This is a genomic window from Bacillus sp. 11B20 (genome assembly GCF_056098985.1).
Genome location: NZ_JBLZWZ010000008.1, coordinates 111,614 through 131,643 on the forward strand (window position 1 = coordinate 111,614; position 20,030 = coordinate 131,643).

A 20,030-nucleotide genomic window follows, 5' to 3' on the forward strand; every position below is an offset into this window, starting at 1 on the left:
TGATCATGAAAAAATGCCCTGATTTGATCACAGGACATTTCAACATGTGTATTAGCAATGTTTTTCGAATGCAGATAAGACGTTGTTCATGATGTCTTCCATTTCATGACCTTCAATTTCGTCACGCGGAATAAAATGAACAAGTTCATTTCCTTTTAAAAGTGCCATAGATGGAGACGATGGCTCTTCGCCTGTGAAGTATTCTCTCATTTTTGCCGTTGCTTCCCTGTCCTGGCCAGCAAAAACTGTGACAATTCGATCTGGCGTTTTTTCTGCCTTCATCACAGCTTGAGTAGCAGCTGGACGTGCTAATCCGGCAGCGCACCCGCATACAGAATTGACAACCACAAATGTCGTTCCTTCTCTTTCTTGCATCGTTTGTTCTACTTCTTCTTCCGTTGTTAGTTCTTGAAATCCTGCACTTGTCAGCTCTTGACGCATCGGTACAACGAGCTGCCGCATGTATTCTTCATATGCCATTGACATAAAAAAGCCCCCTCTATAATCCTTATGTTGTGAATAAAGGATACTATAGAGAGAGCCAATTTTCAAATGTTCGATATCAGATTAAATTTTCATGATTCCGCCTGTATTAGCTGATGTCACAAGTTTTGAATATCTAGCAAGATAACCCGTTTTTACTTTTGGCTCAAAGCCTTTCCAGTTTGCTTTTCTTCTTTCCCATTCTTCCTCTGGAACATCTACGCTTAAAATGCGCTGCTCGATATCGACAACGACATGGTCACCATTTTCAACAAAGGCAAGCGGGCCGCCCTCAGCTGCCTCTGGTGAGACGTGTCCAATAGACAATCCGCGAGAAGCGCCGGAAAAACGTCCGTCTGTAATTAAAGCAACCTTTGGTCCAAGTCCCATACCGACGATTTGTGAAGTAGGTGCAAGCATTTCAGGCATGCCAGGTCCGCCTTTAGGTCCTTCGTAGCGAATGATGACAACATGTCCTGCTTCTACTTTTCTATTAATGATGCCTTCAAGGGCTTCTTCTTGGGATTCAAATACGATCGCAGGTCCCTCATGGCGTGTGATCCCGTCTTGTACCCCGCCCGTTTTAATGATGGCTCCATCTGGCGCAAGGTTTCCAAATAAAACGGCTAAGCCGCCTTTTTCAGTAAATGGCTTGTCAATTGGATAGATGACGTTATAATCTTTTACCTCATGTCCCGCAATGTTCTCGCCAAGCGTTTTCGCAGTGACGGTCATTGTATCTAAATGAAGAGCTCCTTCTTTTTTAGACAATTCATTTAGTGCGGCTGTAACGCCGCCTGCTTCATGTAAATCCTCAATATAAACATCTGAAGCTGGAGCAAGTTTCGATAAATGAGGCACACGTTCTGCTACTTCATTGATACGTTCAAGTGAATATTCAACACCTGCTTCATTCGCAATCGCCAATGTGTGAAGAACAGTATTAGTTGAACCACCAAGAGCCATATCTAATGCAAATGCATTATCAATTGCTTTTTCAGTGACAATATCCCGTGGTTTAATATCTTTTTTGATGAGCTCCATGAGTTGTTTTGCAGACTTCTTCGCAAATTCTCTTCGCTCTGGTGATGTCGCCAAAATTGTTCCATTTCCAGGAAGAGCAATCCCGAGTGCTTCTGCCAAACAGTTCATTGAGTTAGCTGTAAACATACCTGAACAAGATCCGCAGGTTGGACAGCCAAACTGTTCTAATTCATTTAATTCCTCTTCATTGATTTTACCTGACTGGTATGCACCAACACCTTCAAAAACAGAAGAAAGAGAGATTTTTCTGCCATCACTTGTTCTACCCGCTTCCATCGGTCCGCCGCTCACAAAAACAGTCGGGATATTCACGCGCATCGCTGCCATCATCATTCCTGGTGTGATTTTATCGCAGTTAGGAATACAAACCATTCCATCAAACCAATGAGCAGATACAACGGTTTCTACAGAGTCAGCAATGATTTCACGGCTTGGCAATGAATATCTCATCCCGATATGACCCATGGCAATTCCATCATCGACGCCAATCGTATTGAATTCAAATGGAACGCCGCCAGCTTCACGAATGGCTTCTTTCACAATCTTCCCGAATTCCTGAAGATGGACATGTCCTGGGACAATATCAATATAGGAATTACATACGGCAATAAATGGCTTGCCGAAATCCTCATCCTTTACCCCCGCTGCTCTTAGTAAGCTTCGGTGAGGTGCTCTGTCGATTCCTTGTTTAATCATATTACTGCGTAGTTCTGCCATCTGTTTAAAAAGCCTCCTATACTACAAGTCTTGTTGACTGCATGATTTTGAGTTGATTTTATTTTACAAATTTTCTGTTTATTTAGCCACCTATGAATGACTGATGACTAACATAGCTGCTGAAGCAAGCGCTCAGCAAGATTCGTGTCATAAAATCTGACCTCCAATATTCTATATTGGTACTACTATATAGAGTTTTTTCGCATATTTCAACAATATTCAAAATAATTTTTCTAAAAAAATTTTTCTGTCTATCTTTTTTAAAAAAACAAGCTGCTTTTCATTGGCAGCTTGTTCATTTTTCTCATCATTCTGATGCATTCTTTCTACTTTCTGTCATTTGCTTCCACACAGAGCCTTTCGCTTCTTCTCCATGCTCAATGCGCTCAATCGCCATTTTGACTTGAAGACTGACTTCAAACTCAGGGTCTTGCTCTGCTTCTTTTAATGCTTCAAGTGCCGTTTCGTCCCCTTCTTCATAAAGGAACATCGCTGCACGCCAGCGGACGAGCTTACTCGGGTCCTTTAATGCTGCGATCATGGCTGCTATAGCACTAGGGTCACCAAGGTCAGAAATGCAGTCACCAGCCGTTCTGCGGACTGTCACTGTTTTGTCCTCGAGCCCCTTATATAAAATAGGCAGAATAGCAGGATCCTCAATCATGCCAGCATTCACAACGGCTTGTCTGCGAATAGACGTTTTTGGATCCTCCATTGCTTTCATTAAAACAGGTATATCCTTTTGCTCTGGCTGCATTTGCTCTAAATGGGCAAAACGTTTTTTCCAATCTTCCTCTTGCAGCATGTCTTCTGTTACATCATATGCTTTTCGGTTCACCTGTCTATCTACAGCTTCCTGCCCTTCTTTTACTGCCTCTGTTAATCGGGCTAAACGCTCATCATCATAGGCTGCTTGCAGCTCCTCTGTGACTTCCTGACCGATATCAGCAAATTCCCCAAAACGAACGCCGTGTTCTTTCCACACACGTTCAAACACGACATTGTCTGAGCTGCTTCTAAGCTTTAAAATGGCTGCTTGAAAACGTTCAGGCATGCCAAACCGCTCTTCTCTTTCACCGTCTGACAGTTTGACCTGCATCGGAATCCCATTAAACATTTGGACAAACACTTTCACTTCACCAAATGTGTCATCGCCTGACTGCGATCCTTCCTGAAGGCCTTCTGTTTCTTGTCCAAAGGCTTCTCTGACCTGCTGTAAAATACCCTGCCAGTCAAACTTTGCATTTCGCTCGACTGCTAAGAAATCTGCGACATGATAAACCCCTTTTACACCTTCAATGCTTAAAATACGCTTGATCATTTCTGGGGCTTCGTCTTTTTGATCCTTTTTGTAGTTGTTGCTTTTACCGCCGGCAAGTGCTTCTGTCAAAATAACCTTCATGGTATTCGGACTTGGCGTCGGTTCTATGGCTGTTATTTTCATTGATATATCCTCCTTACACACATAAAGACCCTACTCATCTGTAAGGCCGCATTCTTCTTTCCATTTCTTGATAAATAAACTCATCAATTCATGCCGCCCATCAGCAAGCTGCTTCCCTGCACGAGTGTTCATCAAGTCTTTTAATTTGAGCAGTTTTTCTTCCATATGCTTTAGCACAGAGCCCTGCTGCGTGTCCTTTGTATAATGGGGCTCACCTGTTGCGCCAGCATACGTAAAAACTCTAGCGATACCGCTTGCTCCTATCGCATCCAGCCTATCCGCATCTTGAACAATAGTCCCTTCTAACGTCATCGGCCTAAACTGCTTATGCCGGTGACGAAAAGACATCGTTGTAATGATGTCCATGATGTAGCGGATATCCCTCGTATCCAATTCCCACAAAAGGAGCTGGTGCTCAAGCTGCTCCTTAGTGACTTTCCATTCACTTGACAGCTTTTCATCAATGACATCATGTACAATTGCCGCCATTTCGATGATAAAGAAAGAGCCGCCTTCCTGATGTGCAATACGGACGGCAAGCTGGCGCACACGAGCAACATGAGCCGCATCGTGTCCAGTTGGTTCATCCTTCAGCCTGTCTGAAACAAAGGAGGCAGCTGCCTCCAATTGTTTTCGCTGCATGACTGTCAGCATCTTATTTGTCCAACAGAGCGATGATTGAGCTTTCTAATTCTTTTGGTGGCGTTTTTGGAGAGAAGCGTTCAGTGACTTCTCCGTTTTGGTCAACGATAAATTTTGTGAAATTCCATTTCACTGTTTTTGTCCCAAGCACACCTTTCGCTTCACTTGTTAAATGCTTGAACAGCGGGTGCGCCTCTTCGCCATTAACATCTACTTTCGCAAACATAGGGAAGGTCACTCCATAATTCAAAGAACAGAATTCTTGAATGGCTTCTTCTCCTTCTGGCTCTTGGTTCATAAATTGGTTACACGGAAATCCTAAAATTTCAAGGCCCTTTTCATGATATTGATCATATAGCTCTTGTAATTGTTTAAATTGAGGAGTCAGTCCACATTTGCTTGCTGTGTTTACAATAATGAGCACTTTTCCTTTGTAATCTGCCATCGATTTTTCCTGACCGTTAATGGTCTTGACCTGAATATCATAAATTGACATCTCATAGCCTCCTAGGATTCACTTTTTCCTATCGTAACATGCTTCTTTTAGAAAATCGCTTTTTATGCTCCCGTTTAAAAGAGTCCTGTCACACTGCCGTCTTCTAATAAATCCATTTCGAGAGCCGCAGGTTTTTTAGGTAATCCAGGCATTGTCAAAATGCTTCCGGTTAAGGCCACAATAAATCCTGCTCCTACAGATGGCTTTAACTCGCGAATCGTAATGGTAAAGCCTTTAGGTCTGCCGATTAAAGCTGGATCATCCGAAAGAGAATATTGTGTTTTTGCCATACAAACCGGCAAATGAGCCCAGCCGTTTTCCTCAATGGCAGCCAGCTGCTTTCTTGCTTTGGATGTGAGCGTGACCCCATCTGCCCCGTAAACCACTTTGGCCACTTTAGATAACTTTTCTTCGATGGAATCGTTCGCTTCATACAAATAGGTAAAGTTGTTCTTTTTCTTTTCAATGAGTTCCGCTAGTTCCTCTGCAAGAGCTGTCCCGCCTTCGCCTCCTTCTTCCCATACATTCACGGCTTTAACTGGATGGCCATGTTTGCCGCACCAATCTTCTATCGCTTGAATCTCTTCTTTTGTATCCGTAATAAAACGGTTTACCGCGACAATATATGGAAGACCAAAAGCTTGCACGGTTTCAATATGCTTTTCTAAATTATGTATACCTTCTAATACGGCGTGTGCATTCTCTTCTTTGAGTTCGGTTTTCTTCATTCCGCCATGCATCTTTAATGCTCTCACTGTCGCCACAATGACAACTGCACCAGGTTTGAAATCACCAGCTCTTGTTTTAATGTGAAGGAACTTTTCTGCTCCAAGATCTGCTCCAAATCCAGCTTCTGTTACGACATAATCAGCTAATTTTGCTGCCATTTTGGTTGCAATTAAACTATTGCATCCATGTGCAATATTGGCAAAAGGACCGCCATGGACAAGTGCTGGGGTTCCTTCAATCGTTTGAACCAGGTTCGGCTTGAGTGCGTCTTTTAAAAGTAACGTCAGGACACCTTCATATCCAAGTGCTCCCACTGTGACTGGCTCGCCTTCTTGATTATAGGCAACAACAATAGAAGAAAGACGTTTTTTTAAGTCAGATAAGTCTTCTGCTAAACAGAGGATCGCCATCATTTCGGAAGCAACTGTAATGTCAAATCCGTCTTCTCTAGGATACCCATTTAACTGACCGCCAAGTCCGACAACGACTTGTCTTAATGCACGATCGTTTAAATCAAGCACTCGCTTCCATACAATGCGGCGCGTGTCGATGCCGAGTTCATTTCCGTGATGGATATGGTTATCAATAAAAGCAGATAAGGCGTTATGTGCAGATGTAATGGCATGAAAATCTCCTGTGAAATGAAGATTGATTTCTTCCATTGGCAGCACCTGTGAATATCCTCCGCCCGCTGCCCCGCCTTTAATCCCCATTGTAGGACCTAATGATGGCTCACGCATCGCAATGATTGCTTTTTTGCCAATTTTTTCGAAGGCTTGACCAAGGCCGACTGTTACCGTGGATTTCCCCTCACCTGCTGGCGTTGGGTTGATGGAAGTGACAAGAATCACGTGTCCTTCTTTTTGTTCCTTTAAACGGTCAAAAATAGTCAAAGATATTTTCGCTTTTGTGAAACCATAGCATTCTAATTCTTCGTCATGTAGTTGCAGCTTTGCTGCGATGTCTTGAATTGGTCTTAGCTTAGCCTTTTGGGCAATGTCAATATCTGATAAATGCTTTGTGATCATAACAAAACGGCCTCCTTTTTTTACAGAAACAGCATTCTTTTTTGCTCTATTTTTCATTGTAACATAATTGAAACATTGAAATATCGCCAGAAAGTTCCTATAATGAAGTGAAATTAGCTTTGGTTCAGGGGGTGGCGAGTTGCCTATTAACATACCAGTTCATCTGCCGGCAAAACAAATACTAGAGAGCGAAAATATTTTCGTCATGGATGAGACAAGGGCATTCAAGCAAGATATCCGTCCTTTGAATATCGTGATCTTAAATTTAATGCCAAAAAAAATACAAACTGAAACGCAGCTGCTGAGAATGCTCGGAAATTCTCCTTTACAAGTGTACTTTACGTTTTTGATTCCAAGTACACATACACCGAAGAATACGTCGAGAGAGCATCTAGATGAATTTTATACGACCTTTGAATCGATTCGCCATAAAAAATTTGATGGAATGATCATCACTGGCGCACCAATTGAGCACTTACCTTTTGAAGAAGTTTCTTATTGGAAAGAGCTGCAGGACATTTTGGACTGGAGTAAAACCAATGTGACATCTACCCTTCATATTTGCTGGGGTGCACAGGCAGGTTTATATCACCATTACGGGATTGAAAAAATCAAGCTTCCCGAGAAAAAATTTGGCGTATTTGAGCATATTGTGAAAGAGAAAAAAGAAAGATTAGTCAGAGGTTTTGATGAAGTATACTATGTCCCACATTCTAGGCATACAGATATTAATACAGAACAATTAAAAAACACGCCGAATTTGAAAGTCTTGAGTATGTCTGAAGAAGCAGGTGTTTGTTTAATTGTTTCAGATGATGATAAACAAGTATTTTTAACTGGACACCCTGAGTATGATACAGATACATTGATGCAGGAATATGAAAGAGATTTGTTGAAAGATGATACAGTCCAAAAACCTGTCCACTATTTTATAGAAGATGGTGACACATTAATCCCAGTAAATCGCTGGAAAGCCCATGCAACCTTGTTGTTTATGAATTGGCTTAATTATTATGTTTATCAAGAAACACCATACGTTTGGGAATAAAATAGACTGTGGTCTGATGATAAATCGTCAAAATGTGTTAAAATACAAATGGCTCTGTCTTCCATTATCAATTGAATCTGTTTGTTTTTTAAAATTAGTTTAATTCTTTCGTAACGAATGATATGCTCTAACTGTTTATATGTTATCTTTATGTATATGTAGACCTATGAGATTAATAGTTTCGTACGAAGTTTTGTTGTTGTTGATTACATTTGAGGTGAATATTCTTGAATACCAATAAAAAAATATTAATCTTGACCGCAAATTATGGAAATGGACATATGCAGGTAGCAAAAACACTGTATGATGAATGCAAATCCCAAGGATTTGAACATGTTGTAGTTTCTAATTTGTATCAAGAATCGAATCCCATTGTGTCAGAAGTGACTCAATATTTATACTTGAAGAGCTTTTCCATTGGGAAACAATTTTATCGCTTGTTTTATTACGGTGTTGATAAAATTTACAATAAACGCAAATTTAACATTTATTTAAAGATGGGAAATAAGCGTCTCGATGAATTAATTCAGTTACACAATCCAGATATCATCATTATTACATTCCCGATGATTGTTGTACCAGAATATCGAAACAAAACAGGTAAAGTGATTCCGACTTTTAATGTCATGACCGATTTTTGTCTCCATAAGATTTGGGTACATGAAAACATCGACCGATACTATGTTGCAACCGATTATGTGAAACAGAAATTAGTGGAAATCGGCACACATCCAAGCGATGTCAAAGTGACAGGTATTCCTATTAGACCACAGTTTGAAGCCGACGTGCCAAAATCGATGATCTATAAAAAATATGGATTATCATCCGACAAAAAAGTACTTCTTATCATGGCCGGTGCTCACGGTGTACTAAAAAATGTGAAGGAATTATGTGAGGCGCTGCTTCTCGACAGTGAAGTACAAATTGTTGTTGTATGCGGAAAGAACGCCGCACTGAAACAATCGCTTAGCGTTCTTGAGCAGGCACACCCAGATCAATTGAAGGCGCTTGGATATGTGGAACAAATTGATGAATTGTTCAGAGTAACAGATTGTATGATTACAAAACCAGGCGGCATTACTTTAACAGAAGCAACTGCAATCGGTGTCCCAGTCATTCTTTACAAGCCTGTCCCTGGCCAAGAAAAAGAAAATGCTCTTTTCTTCGAGGATTATGGCGCTGCTATTGTCATTAACAGACATGAAGACATTTTAGAATCTGTGACCAACTTGCTGCAGGACGAAGAAAAATTAGAAACAATGAAACAAAACATGAAAAAACTGCACTTAAAACAATCTTCTCAAACCATTTTGGAAGATATCGTCGAGCAGTCAGATCTCATCATGAATAACAAAACATATGCTCGCGCATTATCATAAAAAGGTGTCCGTCATTGACGGACACCTTTTTCTTTACCCTTGATTTCCATTTGTTGTGTATACTTCTTCAAACGGCTGAACGACAACAAAGCCGCTTCCGCTAAACTTCATTTGAATGGACTCTCCGCTTCCCCTGCCAATAAAGGTTTTAAAGGAAACATCTGTCACAAATTCAGTTTTTAGATCCCCTGACCACGCAACAGTCGCATTCGGATCTGTATAAACAGAGTCACCAGGCTGAACAATGAGCGTCAGCGGCTCATAATGACTTGTGATTGCAACTAAGCCAGGCCCTTCTAATTTGACATTAAATAATCCGCCTGCAAGCATGCCTGATACCTTTTTCATCAATTTGATATCCCAGCGGACAGACGGTTCAAATGCGAGCAGGTCGTTTCCATTCACAAAAATAGATTCCCCTTGGGCCAAACGGAGAATTGAGATTTTTTTGCCTTGATCTGCCACATATAATTTCCCATCACCTGTCGCCTTCATTAGTGAGGTGCCTTCTCCCGAGAGCATTTTTTTGAACATCTTTGAGACGCCGTGCTCAAAAACACCCTCACGTTCAAATTTGATTTTCCCTCGATAGGAAACCATGGAACCTGTTTTTGCCCAAATGGTGTCAGTCAAATTAATTTCTAGAAGCCTTGATGTTTCAAGTTCAAAGACCCCTTCTCCCTTATCTTCTTGCTGCGTATTCTGAATAAATTCTTCAAGTGTATAACGATTCATGATTGCACCTCTTTCTGTATTTTTTTTATATACGGACAAGCTGCACGTTAGGTTCCGAAAAGGACGTTTTATTTTTCATTGTTATTCACCAAAAAAACAAAAAAATCAAACATTCTGCTCAAAATTTGGCTCGCCTGCTTGACGCGTTACTTTTGATGGTGTATAGTGGAACCATCATTTAACAACTGTAAAGTCGTTAGGTGATGAAAATTTTTTTTAGTATGCCCAAAAGGTGTGCTACAGTACTAGGAGGAAAAAGCAATATGCAAAACGGTAAAGTAAAATGGTTCAATAATGAAAAAGGTTTCGGCTTCATTGAAGTTGAAGGCGGAGACGATGTATTCGTTCACTTCACAGCTATCGAAGGTGACGGCTACAAGTCTTTAGAAGAAGGACAAGAAGTTTCTTTTGAAATCGTTGAAGGTAATCGTGGACCTCAAGCTGCAAACGTAACAAAACTTTAATCAACTAAATCAATGATGAAACGACAAAATAAAGAGAGGCATATGCCTCTCTTATTTGATTTTCAGCTGAATTTCAATGGCTAAAATATTTTGCTTCAGTCGTTGTTCAATTTCAGAAATATCTTTTTCGAGAAAAGGTCTTCCCTTCTTTGCTACATCTACTAGCTGCTCTAGATCGCTGTATACCTCTTGAAATGTTCGATGTAATACCGTTTCGAAATCCTTATTATTCATGCCGGCCTTCCCCTTTTCCTCTATTATCCGTCACTTAGTCAAAAAGTAACTCAACCAAAACTTTCTATAGTTATATCGGCTCATTTTTCAGAATATGTTCTTTTTTAACACATTCTATCCGTTTTTTTTCACGAGCGGATGTTTGAGTAAGGAAAACCGGGGCAGCCGCTTACTTTTTAAGCAGCGTCTGTCCGTATTCTTTTATTTTCTCTCCTACTGTGCATTGCTGAATACAAAAGGAGTGGGCGTATTTTTTGCCATATTCTTTTCGAAAGTGCTTCTTAATCAAGCAATCTGAACAATACGTGTCTTGGAGATCCGTCAATTCTTGTACTGCTGTTTTTTTATCCACATTATTCAGCTCCGTCTGCTTCTAATTTCAATTTACTTTCAATTGGGACGTCTGCAAGTATCTGCCTTGCAAGCTGATCCGCTTCTGCATTTTGTTTACGATCGATGACTTCATATGTTGGCGTAAGCCTCAGCTCCTTTAAAGCCGCTTCAATCCGGTCGAGCCATTTGTTATGTATATCATCATAACAAGGCCATTCTCCTTTTAATTGATTCATGACAACAAGTGAATCGCCTCTAATCGTGACAGAATTTCTGCTTGCCCCAAGGTCTTTCAAAGCTTTTACTGCCTCAAATAAAGCTGCATACTCCGCTTCATTATTGGTGATTCCTTGGAAGGACTGATTTTTTCTCAAACGATAAGCATCTTCTCCGAGCTTATAGTAGACGACAACCCCAAGGCCAGAGTCGCCTGTTTCTTTGTGAAAACTTGCATCAAAATAGACCTGAAGCTGATCAGGTTCAAGCTTTAGTTCTTCATTTAGCTTTTCAAGTTCTTTAATAGACCACATCGCCCCTTTTTCGTCTTCAAATGATAGGAGGGACTGTGGTTCTTTTTTATCGATATGTTTGGCTAAAAGCAAGGCCTCTTTTAGCTCCATCCAATCTTCTTGGAAAAAAGCAATGGACCCAATCGATTTCACTTTCATTGTATAGTGTGCTCTTAATTTCATTGATCACATCGCCTTCCCGTGCTTTTAAGGTAAACGTTCGTTATGCTATAATCAAAAAGTTACATTTTACAATGAGAAAGGAAGTTCATGTCACTTGTTTAATGAAGGTATTTGGATCTTATTTGCGATCATTAATTTTATCATTGTTCTTCTATTTTATAAAGGATTTGGCAAGATGGGCCTTTTCGTCTGGATTGGCTTTGCGACGGTTGCTGCAAATTTACAAGTGGTCAAAACCGTTGAATTGTTTGGCTTAACGGCAACACTTGGAAACATTTTATATGGCAGTGTGTTCTTTGCAACGGACGTATTGAATGAAAAATATGGACAAAATGAAGCGAGGAAAGCTGTCTGGATTGGCTTTGCCACCCTTTTAACGTTAACCGTTGTCATGCAGGAGGCTTTGCTTTTCCATCCCGCTCCATCCGACATTTCTCAAACATCGCTCGAAACGATATTTGGCTTTATGCCAAGGGTCGCACTTGGCAGTCTTGCTGCTTATATCATCAGTCAAATGTTAGATGTTTATGTATATTCGTTTATTCGCCGGATATTTCCTTCCGATGGTGCGCTCTGGGTGCGCAACGCTGGAAGTACGATGATCAGCCAGCTACTTGATACACTGATCTTCACAACCATTGCCTTTCTTGGCACCTATCCATTTCATGTATGGATCGAAATCTTCATCACGACTTATGTGATTAAATTTATCGTCGCCGCGATTGGGACACCATATGCGTATGCAGCGAAAAGAATGGTTCCGCTTGATGAAAGGGTGAAATAAATTGCCAGCTGAAATATACATTGATGGTGCTAGCGCAGGAAATCCAGGTCCTTCTGGTATCGGCATTTTCATTAAATATGATGGAAAGGCAGAATCTTTCTCGATTCCTCTCGGATCAATGAGCAATCACGAAGCAGAATTTTCCGCTCTCATTGAAGGGATGAAAATCTGCGTAGAAAAAGGACTGCGTTCCGTTTCGTTTCGAACAGATTCACAGGTAGTTGACCGTGCGGCCAATGCAGGATTTGCTAAAAATCCAGCCTTTCAGCCTTTTATAAAAGAGATGATCGAGCTTCAACGGCAGTTTGATTTATTTTTCATTAAGTGGATTCCAAGCAAGGAAAATCAAGTAGCTGATCAGCTCGCTAGAAAAGCGATTCACCTTTCTAAAGGATGAATCGCTTTTTTTCGGTTATGCTAATGTATGAGGTGATACTGATTGGATAAAGAGAATAAAGGTCGTGTCACAAGTGGGACAACCCCTCAAGGTGATGCGCAAACAAAAGATAAGCAGCCACTATCTCAGCTCGAAAATAGAGCGAAGAAAAGCAATACAAAAATATGACCTTAGAGACCAGCTTAGCTGATCTCTAACAAAGGGCTAAAATGATTTTTATTTTAGTCCTTTGTCTTCTTTTCAGCGTGATAGAAAACCTTTGCAGTCTAGGAAGGGCGAGTACCGGAGCGGAGCGAATTTGACATTCGTGAGCACCGGAGCGCAGACCTGACAACGAATGCGAGGGTTTGTCTTTACGCTGAGAGATCGGCTTAGCTGATCTCTATTTTACTTAATCGATTCACCATCGGTTCAATTCCTTTGATTTGATGGTATCTCAGCATGGCAGCAGCCCGTTCTTGATTGATGTTCATCTTCGTCTCATCAATTGGACAGCTCAGCGGGACATCACATTTGATCTCTGCCAATAGACGGGAGAGCTTCAAATCTTCTAATCCTGCTTGCATTTTCTTTTGCTGTGCGGCAGTTAGTTCATGAACATTTTCTAATAATCCATCAATGGTTTGATATGTTTGAATAAATTTTAATGCTGTTTTTTCTCCGATTCCTTTCACGCCGGGGTAATTGTCACTTGAATCCCCCATAAGTGCTTTCATATCGATCAGCGCCTTTGGAGAGATGCCCATTTCCTCTTCAAATAAGGCTTTTGTATAATGTTTATAGTTCCCGATTCCTTTTTGCATCAAAGCAACAGTCACTTGTTCATTCAATATCTGCAGTAAATCTCTGTCGCCGGTTAGAACCGTCACACGTGCTTCATTCTGATAGACTGCCGCCAGCGTGCCGATACAATCATCTGCCTCAAAGCCTTTTAAACCAACGTTTACAATTCCTAGTTCTTCTGTCGCTTCTTTTGCTAAATCGAATTGCGGAATGAGCTCGACAGGCGCCTCTCCTCGATTTGCTTTATAATCTTGAAACAATTCATTTCGGTATGTTTGGCTTCCCATATCCCAGCAACACACAATATGAGTTGGCTCAAATGTCTGAACAGCGGTTAATAAGTGCTTCAAATAACCATTCACGCCATTCGTCGGGACGCCGTGATCATTTATCATAAAATTGCGATGGACAGCCGTTGCATAGAACGATCTGAACAGAAGCGCCATACCATCAACAAGCAGTACGTGTTTATTCATTCTTATAAACTCCCTTTTTCAAAACAATACTCCTATTCTATCACAGAACATAGAATTCGACATAAAAAAGGCGCCCTCTTCTTTTGGAAAAGAAGTGGCACCTTTGGATTATTTTTGACCGTATTGCATTTTTTTCGATTCTGCTTCTGCGTAGGACGGCATCTCTTTTTGTTTCGGGTTACGCTCATCCTGCTTTTTTGCATGCTGCTTTTTTTCCATCATCATTCCCCTTTCTCTGTTCACTTGTTAAGATGACCAAAAAAGAGAAAGTTACTCTTTACTTCTGTTTTCGTTCGACATACTCCTTAACCATATCAATCGTAACATGCTTACGCAGCGGAACAATACCGCCTCGTGCAAGCTCATTCATCTTCGAAGTAATCGCATTGATATCGTCAGTTGTAAATGGTTCGTTTTGCTCACACTTGAAAACAGCAGTCTCTATTGCCTGCTCTCTTTTCTGCTCAAGCGCAAGAAACGACTTGATATGAGCATTCTGTTTTTGTGAATGTGCGGAAATCTCTTCATGTACGCTCGTCATTTTTTATCAACTGCTTTCTTTTTTATATAGTCTATCATGAATCAAATGGTTTTCAACTGATTCTTCCATTCATTTGTCTGCTTGTATACTTGTTCTATCATCGCCTGCTCTTTCGCATCTGTCGTCAAGCTCATGATAAATGTTTGTTTTTGTTCATTCAGCTGCTTGAACGCTTCTGTCTCATATCTTTCAGTAAAGGTCTTCACCATCATTTCGTATCTGCTCTGTAATTCTTCTTTTTCTTTATCTGCCCATTTCGTCGTTAACTGGAAAAGAACATCTCGAATCGCTTCAATAAACGCTGCCTTCCCGTTCTGTTCAAAGAAAGCTTTTGCTGATTTTTGCTTCTTTAAGAGCGGCTCAAACGGCGTTAGGTCCGCTTCCACTTCAATTTGTTTCAGCTCTGCATTTTTCTCATCTGGCGGCGACAGCCGGAGAGAAAAGTAAGGATCTTCTGCACACGCAGCCTGTAATCCTTTCTCCCACTCCTCTTTGAAATATTGAGTGATAAACGATTCCATTCGAATATCAAGCGCCTTTATCTCCTGTACAAATTCAAATTCATAATCCTTTAGCGCCTGTTCAAGCGCTTTTTTCAACTCCTGCCTGAAGTCCCCTTGAGATATTCCAGGATAAAAGGCTGTCTTTAACAGATCATTTGCATAAAGTGACAAGCGCTGAACAATGTGGTAAAGCTGTTCGTGTAAGTCCTTTTTCACACTTTCTGTCACTAGCTTAGATCGTTTAATATGGCTCATTTGATCAACGATCGCTTCATAGGATGTGTCTATCTTTTTCTTTTCCGCTTGCTTTTCATCTTCTGACTGATGCAGCGTCTCATGCAGCTTGTCGACTGTTCTACATAATGTACTCGCTTCAAAATACAGCAGCTCAATCGCATCTTTCGTTAATTCTTCCTCAATAAAATAGTCGAGCTGTGTTCTAAGCTGTGCATACTGGTTATAGGGCGACTGAACCTTTCCTTCGATCTCTTCCTTACTGGATACATGATAAAGGTTTGGCTGCCGGATGCCTTCTTTTGTGAGCTCATTTTTCACATAGTCAAAGACGGTTTCAAGCTCTGTTTGATCCTTTGCGAGGTCAGCTGCATTGATAATAAAAAACATTTTATCCATGCTAAATGAATCTTTTACAAGCCCGAGTTTACGTAAAAATGACCGGTCTGCTTTTGAGAAAGAATGCTGGTAGTAAGTTAAATAAAGAAGGGCATCAGCATCCTTCATATATTGAAAGGCAATCTCTGTATGACGTTTATTCATACTGCTGGCGCCTGGTGTATCAACAATCGTTAGTCCTTTATCTGTTAAAGGTGTACTTAAATACACCGTCACTTCCTTCACCACACAAGAAACAGCCTCTTCTGCCACATATGGCTTTAATTCTTGCAGGGTGACATTGTGCGGCGTTTGTTTTTGAATGGACTCACGGAACTTTTCATGAGCGTTTAAAAAATGTTCAACAATGATGCGGTGATCCTGTTCAAGCTCTCTTTTTTTCAGCGTTCGTTCGAGTTTGGCTTGAAACGTATCTCCCTTTTCTTCTGTTATAGAAAAACCGAGAATTTGATCGAGCTCTTCTAATATTTCCTGCTCGGTTTTGAACACCACTTTCACACTTTCATGCGGATGGTCTCCTGTCGGCCGCGTCAGCTTATTGATCGTGGCCGTCGTTGGTGTAGGAGATGATGGCAGCACCTTTCTCCCAACTAGGGCATTGGCAAACGACGATTTCCCTGAACTAAAAGCACCGAATAAGGCGAGTGTAAATTCCTTCGCTTGAAGCCGCTTTGTTCGTTGTTCAAAGGACTTTCTTTGAGACTGAAGCGCGTTTAATGGCATTAACATTTGAGAAAGCTGCTCAAACTGGTCAATCGACTGCGCTGTCGTAATATGCTGTGATTGACGCATTTGATCAAGCTCTGTCTGCTGCTGATTTTCTTTCTCGCTTTCTTCAGCATGAGTGGACGTATGATTCTGATTTAGCTCGTCATGCTGCATCCGATGTTTTTTCACATAAAACCAATCATCTGTGATCTGCTCATTTGTTCCGTTTTGCCATATATCCCATACATGCTCAATATCTCTTCTGATTTGATCATTTTTTTCCATGCTTTGCTCGAGCGCTTGGAGCTCCTGTGCTGCCTGGGCCCACTTATCTTGTTGCTTTCCCTTTTCATTCATGAGCTGGGTTTTCAGCGTCTCGGTCATTTGTTCAATCAATGGTATTGCTTTCTGTTTGGTCTGTCTTTTCAGTGCTTCACCAGCATCTTTTGCATATTGCAAAACGTATTCATTTGAAAATGTCGCACCATGATGGATGACGTTTTCAAGCAGTGATTCTTCCACAGGTGTTTCAAATGCCATCACTTGATTTAATAGCTCTTCACCAAGCTGATGTTTCTTGACTTCTTTTTTGAGCAGCTCAGCAATATGCCAGTCCACTTCAGCTTTCATTCTTGCTTTGACATCTGCTAAGAAATCGTTCGCCCGCTTTTCTTTTTCCTGCTCAGTTTTATTTTTAGCGAACAGTAGTCCTACCTTAAAGCCAGGTGCTTTCGATTCAATATAGTCACTTGCAAGCTCTCTCATTTTAAATGGGGTTAGGTTTGCATTTTTTAAAATATTCTCGACTTCAAAAGACACTTCGTCTTCTAACTGTTTTGCTCCATTTTCAATAAAGCTGCTTTTCGCTTCAAGTTCCTTGACTTCTCTTCTTTTTTCTTGAAGCAGTGAATCAAGATCCTCTTCTTGCAGCTCTTCTTTTAATGAGTCAATATGTTCTTTTAAAACATTCTCTATTTTCTGCTCGGTATAGGCGCGAAGTGATGCTTTCGGCAATGTTTGTAATTCTTGCAGTTTCTCGATTAAACGAATCATTTCGTTTCTTGGATGCGACTCATCGGTTACAGATGTAAAGTATAGATGTTCTTCTTCAATGCCCTCTTTAAGAAGCATATCAACTACTTGATTTTTGTAGTCTTCAAACGCTGTCTCATGCTCATCATGTCGATCGACTTGATTTACGATGAAATAAAGATTTGGCACTTTCTCTTTAATGGAGCGAATGAAACGAATGTTTTCTTCCGAATGAACATGGTTGTAGTGCACGACATAAAAAAGAGCATCTGCTTGATGTAGAATAGACGCGGCAGATAAGAAATGGGTATGATCCGTTGAATCAATTCCAGGCGTATCAATCAGTGCCACCTTTTCTTCCAATCCTCTATAGTCCCCGCTAATTTCCACCATTTCAATCTGTTCCCCGTCCTTACAAAAACGCTGAACTGCTTCTTTATCATAAGAACCGCTCATTTTTGCAAAACGGCCATCTGAGGTGTGAAGCTTTACTTCACTCTCCCCTTTCCTCACGACGACCAAGTTTGCACTTGTTGGAATCGGACTCGTTGGCAGGATGTGATCATGAAGCAGATGATTCACAAGTGATGACTTTCCAGCTGAATAGTGGCCGGTAAATGCGATATACACTTCTTCTTCTGCTTCCTTTTTGATAATCGATGCAAGTTTGGCTGCGCGTTCATGATCATCCCTTTTGAGAAGGCTTTGATATAAAGCACCTGTAGTTTGAACGAGCGAATCTCGAATAGACAAGTCTTCCATGACGATAAACCCCTTTGTTTTTAGAAAAGTCAGTTATGTATGTGATACCATTTTACACAAAATCAAGAGATTTTTCTTCTGATCTGAGGAAATAAAAAAAATCTGCTGCCCGATCAGTCGCAATTGACTGCGATCAGGAAGCAGATTTTTTAGAAACACCTTTTAATACGAAGCCAATTAATAGGCTGTATACACAGACCGTACCGAGTAAGAAAACCATTGTCATGTGATCACCGTCCATCCTTCGTGATTGAGAATGCTTATCATTAATGAAAGTGTATCACAATTGATAATGATTTTCAATATTAATTTAACAAATACTGATTGAGCGCTTTCTCTTCTGTTTGAATTCTCACAGCCATCATCCATGCATTTAAACATGTGAACAAAATGGCGGTAAAATAGGCATTAAATAAAAGCGGGATCAGCATAAGCTCAATCGCCACCACGACATAGTTAGGATGCTTTAACCAGCGATAAGGTCCTTTTTTCACCATCATCGCATTTGGTACAACTAAAATCTTTGTATTCCAATACGTTCCAAGAGAGCATAATGCCCAATATCGAATAACCTGTGTAGCCAGCAGGAAAACGAGCAACACAAGAAAATAGCGCGACGGCGGCCTGTTTAACCCCCATACCTCAACCATGAGTGAGAGAAAAAAGCCCGCATGCATAGCGACCATATAAGGATAATGACTTGCACCAAATTCAATGGCACCGATCGCTTTCACTTTCTTTTCATTTCTTTTAGCCACAAGCATTTCAATAAGCCGCTGACACACGAAGAAACCAATGACGAGCCAAATGATCATGATATGACCTCCTCCCATTTCATGAGCAGCAGCTCTGATGAAAATCCCGGACCAAGCGCTCCGCAAAGACCGATATCTCCCGCTTCAGCGGATTGATGTTCAAGATAATGCTTGATCACATACAAAACTGTGGCAGAGGACATATTTCCGTGTTGTCTGAGTACTTCTTTTGATGAAAAAAGCTGATCTTCTTGTAAGGATAGACTTTTAATATAGGCATAGATCACTTTTTTCCCTCCAGGATGGGCAAGAAAAACCGATAGTTCTTCTACAGAATACTCTTGCTTCTCTAAAAATTGATCGACTTGCTCTTTTAACCAGCCGGAAATAATGGAAGGAATGTCACGGGAGAAAATAACCTGAAAGCCGTCACTTGTAAATTCCCAGCCCATCACATCCTCAGACTCTTTCATTGTGACAGATTGTGTACCAATCACTTTAGGGACTGTTTTTAGATGGGTGTATTCTGATACACCTTTTTCTCCAGTTAAGAGTACCGCTGCTGTCCCGTCTCCGAACAAAGATGTACCGATTAAATTGCTTTTTGATTGATCTTGCGGCTGAAAGGTTAAACTGCACAGTTCGCAGGCGACAACCAGTACCTTCGCTTCTGGAAATGCCCTTATGTATTCGTAAGCCCGGGTCAACCCCGCCGCTCCGCCCCCGCATCCTAAGCCCCAGATCGGCACTCGTTTCGTATAAGGCGAAAAAGGGAGAACGTTCATCAGTTTTGCATCAAGGCTTGGTGTCGAAAGTCCGGTGCTTGAAATAAAAAACAATGCATCGATTTCTTCAAACGGAATCGGTTTTTTCAGGAATGCCTTCTCATGAAGACAGTGTATGACCGCTTCTTTTGCATGAGCCAATGCTTTTTCCAAATAGAGGTTGTTTTTCTCCTCAAAAGAGTGGTGCGTCTGATACCATTCAATTGGCTGCACAAACTGTCTGCTCTCGATTTCTCCATTTTGAAAAGCTCTGAGCAGCCGGTCGATATCTTTAAACGATCGTTTAAATTGGGATCTAGCAAAATCAGCCGCCTTTTTCTGATCCACATGATGTTGTGGCAGACTCGTTCCAACAGAAAGAATGTACGCCATCGGCTTCACCTCTTTTTTCGATTAATATCCC

22 protein-coding genes are annotated in these 20,030 nt (G+C 40.9%); 6 read left to right on the top strand and 16 right to left on the bottom strand.

Annotation, left to right across the window (positions count from 1 at the left end; genetic code table 11):
- Positions 1–51 precede the first annotated feature (51 nt).
- The 6 genes from ACN6NB_RS09750 to ACN6NB_RS09775 form a co-directional block, all read right to left on the bottom strand.
- Positions 52–486 carry a BrxA/BrxB family bacilliredoxin gene (locus ACN6NB_RS09750; RefSeq protein ID WP_039179382.1) on the bottom strand — a complete coding sequence of 145 codons (435 nt, stop codon included), beginning with the start codon at positions 484–486 and terminating at the stop codon, positions 52–54.
- A gap of 81 nt (positions 487–567) precedes the next feature.
- Entirely contained in the window at positions 568–2,244 is a 1,677-nt protein-coding gene (gene ilvD, locus ACN6NB_RS09755; protein ID WP_024422739.1) for a dihydroxy-acid dehydratase, read from the bottom strand.
- A 307-nt stretch (positions 2,245–2,551) separates the two neighbouring features.
- Positions 2,552–3,688, bottom strand: a complete 1,137-nt coding sequence (locus tag ACN6NB_RS09760) for a conserved virulence factor C family protein (protein WP_095408826.1) — start codon at positions 3,686–3,688, stop codon at positions 2,552–2,554.
- 30 nt (positions 3,689–3,718) lie between these two features.
- On the bottom strand, positions 3,719–4,342 hold the full coding sequence (locus tag ACN6NB_RS09765) for an HD domain-containing protein (protein ID WP_144491442.1): 624 nt from the start codon (positions 4,340–4,342) through the stop codon (positions 3,719–3,721).
- A 1-nt stretch (position 4,343) separates the two neighbouring features.
- The gene (locus ACN6NB_RS09770) at positions 4,344–4,826 is read right to left on the bottom strand and encodes a glutathione peroxidase (protein ID WP_041085791.1); all 483 of its coding nucleotides are present in this window, start codon (positions 4,824–4,826) and stop codon (positions 4,344–4,346) included.
- A gap of 74 nt (positions 4,827–4,900) precedes the next feature.
- A complete protein-coding gene (locus ACN6NB_RS09775) occupies positions 4,901–6,583 on the bottom strand; it encodes a formate--tetrahydrofolate ligase (protein WP_126681669.1) in 1,683 nt (560 codons plus the stop codon).
- 139 nt (positions 6,584–6,722) lie between these two features.
- Here ACN6NB_RS09775 and metA point away from each other — a divergent pair, with 139 nt between their 5' ends.
- Complete coding sequence (gene metA, locus ACN6NB_RS09780) at positions 6,723–7,631, top strand: homoserine O-acetyltransferase MetA (RefSeq protein WP_039179396.1); 909 nt, start codon at positions 6,723–6,725, stop codon at positions 7,629–7,631.
- Positions 7,632–7,858: 227 nt separating this feature from the next.
- Positions 7,859–9,010 carry a diglucosyl diacylglycerol synthase gene (locus ACN6NB_RS09785; RefSeq protein WP_024422744.1) on the top strand — a complete coding sequence of 384 codons (1,152 nt, stop codon included), beginning with the start codon at positions 7,859–7,861 and terminating at the stop codon, positions 9,008–9,010.
- 33 nt (positions 9,011–9,043) lie between these two features.
- Here ACN6NB_RS09785 and ACN6NB_RS09790 read toward each other — a convergent pair whose 3' ends face one another.
- Positions 9,044–9,745, bottom strand: coding sequence for an AIM24 family protein (locus ACN6NB_RS09790; RefSeq protein WP_144464542.1), 702 nt, complete (start codon positions 9,743–9,745; stop codon positions 9,044–9,046).
- 263 nt (positions 9,746–10,008) lie between these two features.
- Here ACN6NB_RS09790 and cspD point away from each other — a divergent pair, with 263 nt between their 5' ends.
- Entirely contained in the window at positions 10,009–10,209 is a 201-nt protein-coding gene (gene cspD, locus ACN6NB_RS09795) for a cold-shock protein CspD (protein ID WP_024422747.1), read from the top strand.
- Positions 10,210–10,260: 51 nt separating this feature from the next.
- On the opposite strand, the gene ACN6NB_RS09800 is transcribed toward cspD, so the two are convergent.
- From ACN6NB_RS09800 to ACN6NB_RS09810, 3 genes are all read right to left on the bottom strand, one after another.
- Positions 10,261–10,443 (bottom strand): hypothetical protein, encoded by a 183-nt coding sequence (locus ACN6NB_RS09800; protein ID WP_039179402.1) that lies wholly within the window; start codon positions 10,441–10,443, stop codon positions 10,261–10,263.
- A gap of 169 nt (positions 10,444–10,612) precedes the next feature.
- Entirely contained in the window at positions 10,613–10,795 is a 183-nt protein-coding gene (locus ACN6NB_RS09805) for a zinc-finger domain-containing protein (RefSeq protein WP_024422748.1), read from the bottom strand.
- Position 10,796: 1 nt separating this feature from the next.
- Positions 10,797–11,468 (bottom strand): ribonuclease H family protein, encoded by a 672-nt coding sequence (locus tag ACN6NB_RS09810; protein ID WP_126681667.1) that lies wholly within the window; start codon positions 11,466–11,468, stop codon positions 10,797–10,799.
- 94 nt (positions 11,469–11,562) lie between these two features.
- Between ACN6NB_RS09810 and ACN6NB_RS09815 the strand changes: the two genes are divergently transcribed.
- From ACN6NB_RS09815 to ACN6NB_RS09825, 3 genes are read left to right on the top strand one after another with little or no spacing between them, the layout of a single operon-like run.
- A complete protein-coding gene (locus tag ACN6NB_RS09815) occupies positions 11,563–12,252 on the top strand; it encodes a queuosine precursor transporter (RefSeq protein WP_041085802.1) in 690 nt (229 codons plus the stop codon).
- 1 nt (position 12,253) lies between these two features.
- On the top strand, positions 12,254–12,649 hold the full coding sequence (locus ACN6NB_RS09820; protein WP_039179411.1) for a reverse transcriptase-like protein: 396 nt from the start codon (positions 12,254–12,256) through the stop codon (positions 12,647–12,649).
- A gap of 42 nt (positions 12,650–12,691) precedes the next feature.
- Positions 12,692–12,817, top strand: coding sequence for a small, acid-soluble spore protein L (locus ACN6NB_RS09825; RefSeq protein WP_474253336.1), 126 nt, complete (start codon positions 12,692–12,694; stop codon positions 12,815–12,817).
- Between the two features lie 203 nt (positions 12,818–13,020).
- Here ACN6NB_RS09825 and ACN6NB_RS09830 read toward each other — a convergent pair whose 3' ends face one another.
- The 6 genes from ACN6NB_RS09830 to ACN6NB_RS09855 form a co-directional block, all read right to left on the bottom strand.
- Complete coding sequence (locus ACN6NB_RS09830) at positions 13,021–13,908, bottom strand: 5'-3' exonuclease (RefSeq protein WP_058837920.1); 888 nt, start codon at positions 13,906–13,908, stop codon at positions 13,021–13,023.
- 277 nt (positions 13,909–14,185) lie between these two features.
- The gene (locus ACN6NB_RS09835; protein ID WP_039179417.1) at positions 14,186–14,449 is read right to left on the bottom strand and encodes a YpbS family protein; all 264 of its coding nucleotides are present in this window, start codon (positions 14,447–14,449) and stop codon (positions 14,186–14,188) included.
- Between the two features lie 41 nt (positions 14,450–14,490).
- On the bottom strand, positions 14,491–18,087 hold the full coding sequence (gene dynA, locus ACN6NB_RS09840; RefSeq protein ID WP_474253337.1) for a dynamin GTPase: 3,597 nt from the start codon (positions 18,085–18,087) through the stop codon (positions 14,491–14,493).
- A 133-nt stretch (positions 18,088–18,220) separates the two neighbouring features.
- Complete coding sequence (fbpC, locus tag ACN6NB_RS09845) at positions 18,221–18,328, bottom strand: Fur-regulated basic protein FbpC (RefSeq protein WP_306299200.1); 108 nt, start codon at positions 18,326–18,328, stop codon at positions 18,221–18,223.
- Positions 18,329–18,392: 64 nt separating this feature from the next.
- Positions 18,393–18,902 carry an isoprenylcysteine carboxyl methyltransferase family protein gene (locus ACN6NB_RS09850; RefSeq protein ID WP_034623498.1) on the bottom strand — a complete coding sequence of 170 codons (510 nt, stop codon included), beginning with the start codon at positions 18,900–18,902 and terminating at the stop codon, positions 18,393–18,395.
- The gene (locus ACN6NB_RS09855) at positions 18,899–19,999 is read right to left on the bottom strand and encodes a type III polyketide synthase (RefSeq protein ID WP_474253338.1); all 1,101 of its coding nucleotides are present in this window, start codon (positions 19,997–19,999) and stop codon (positions 18,899–18,901) included. Before ACN6NB_RS09855 ends, ACN6NB_RS09850 begins: the two co-directional genes overlap by 4 nt.
- Positions 20,000–20,030: the final 31 nt, after the last annotated feature.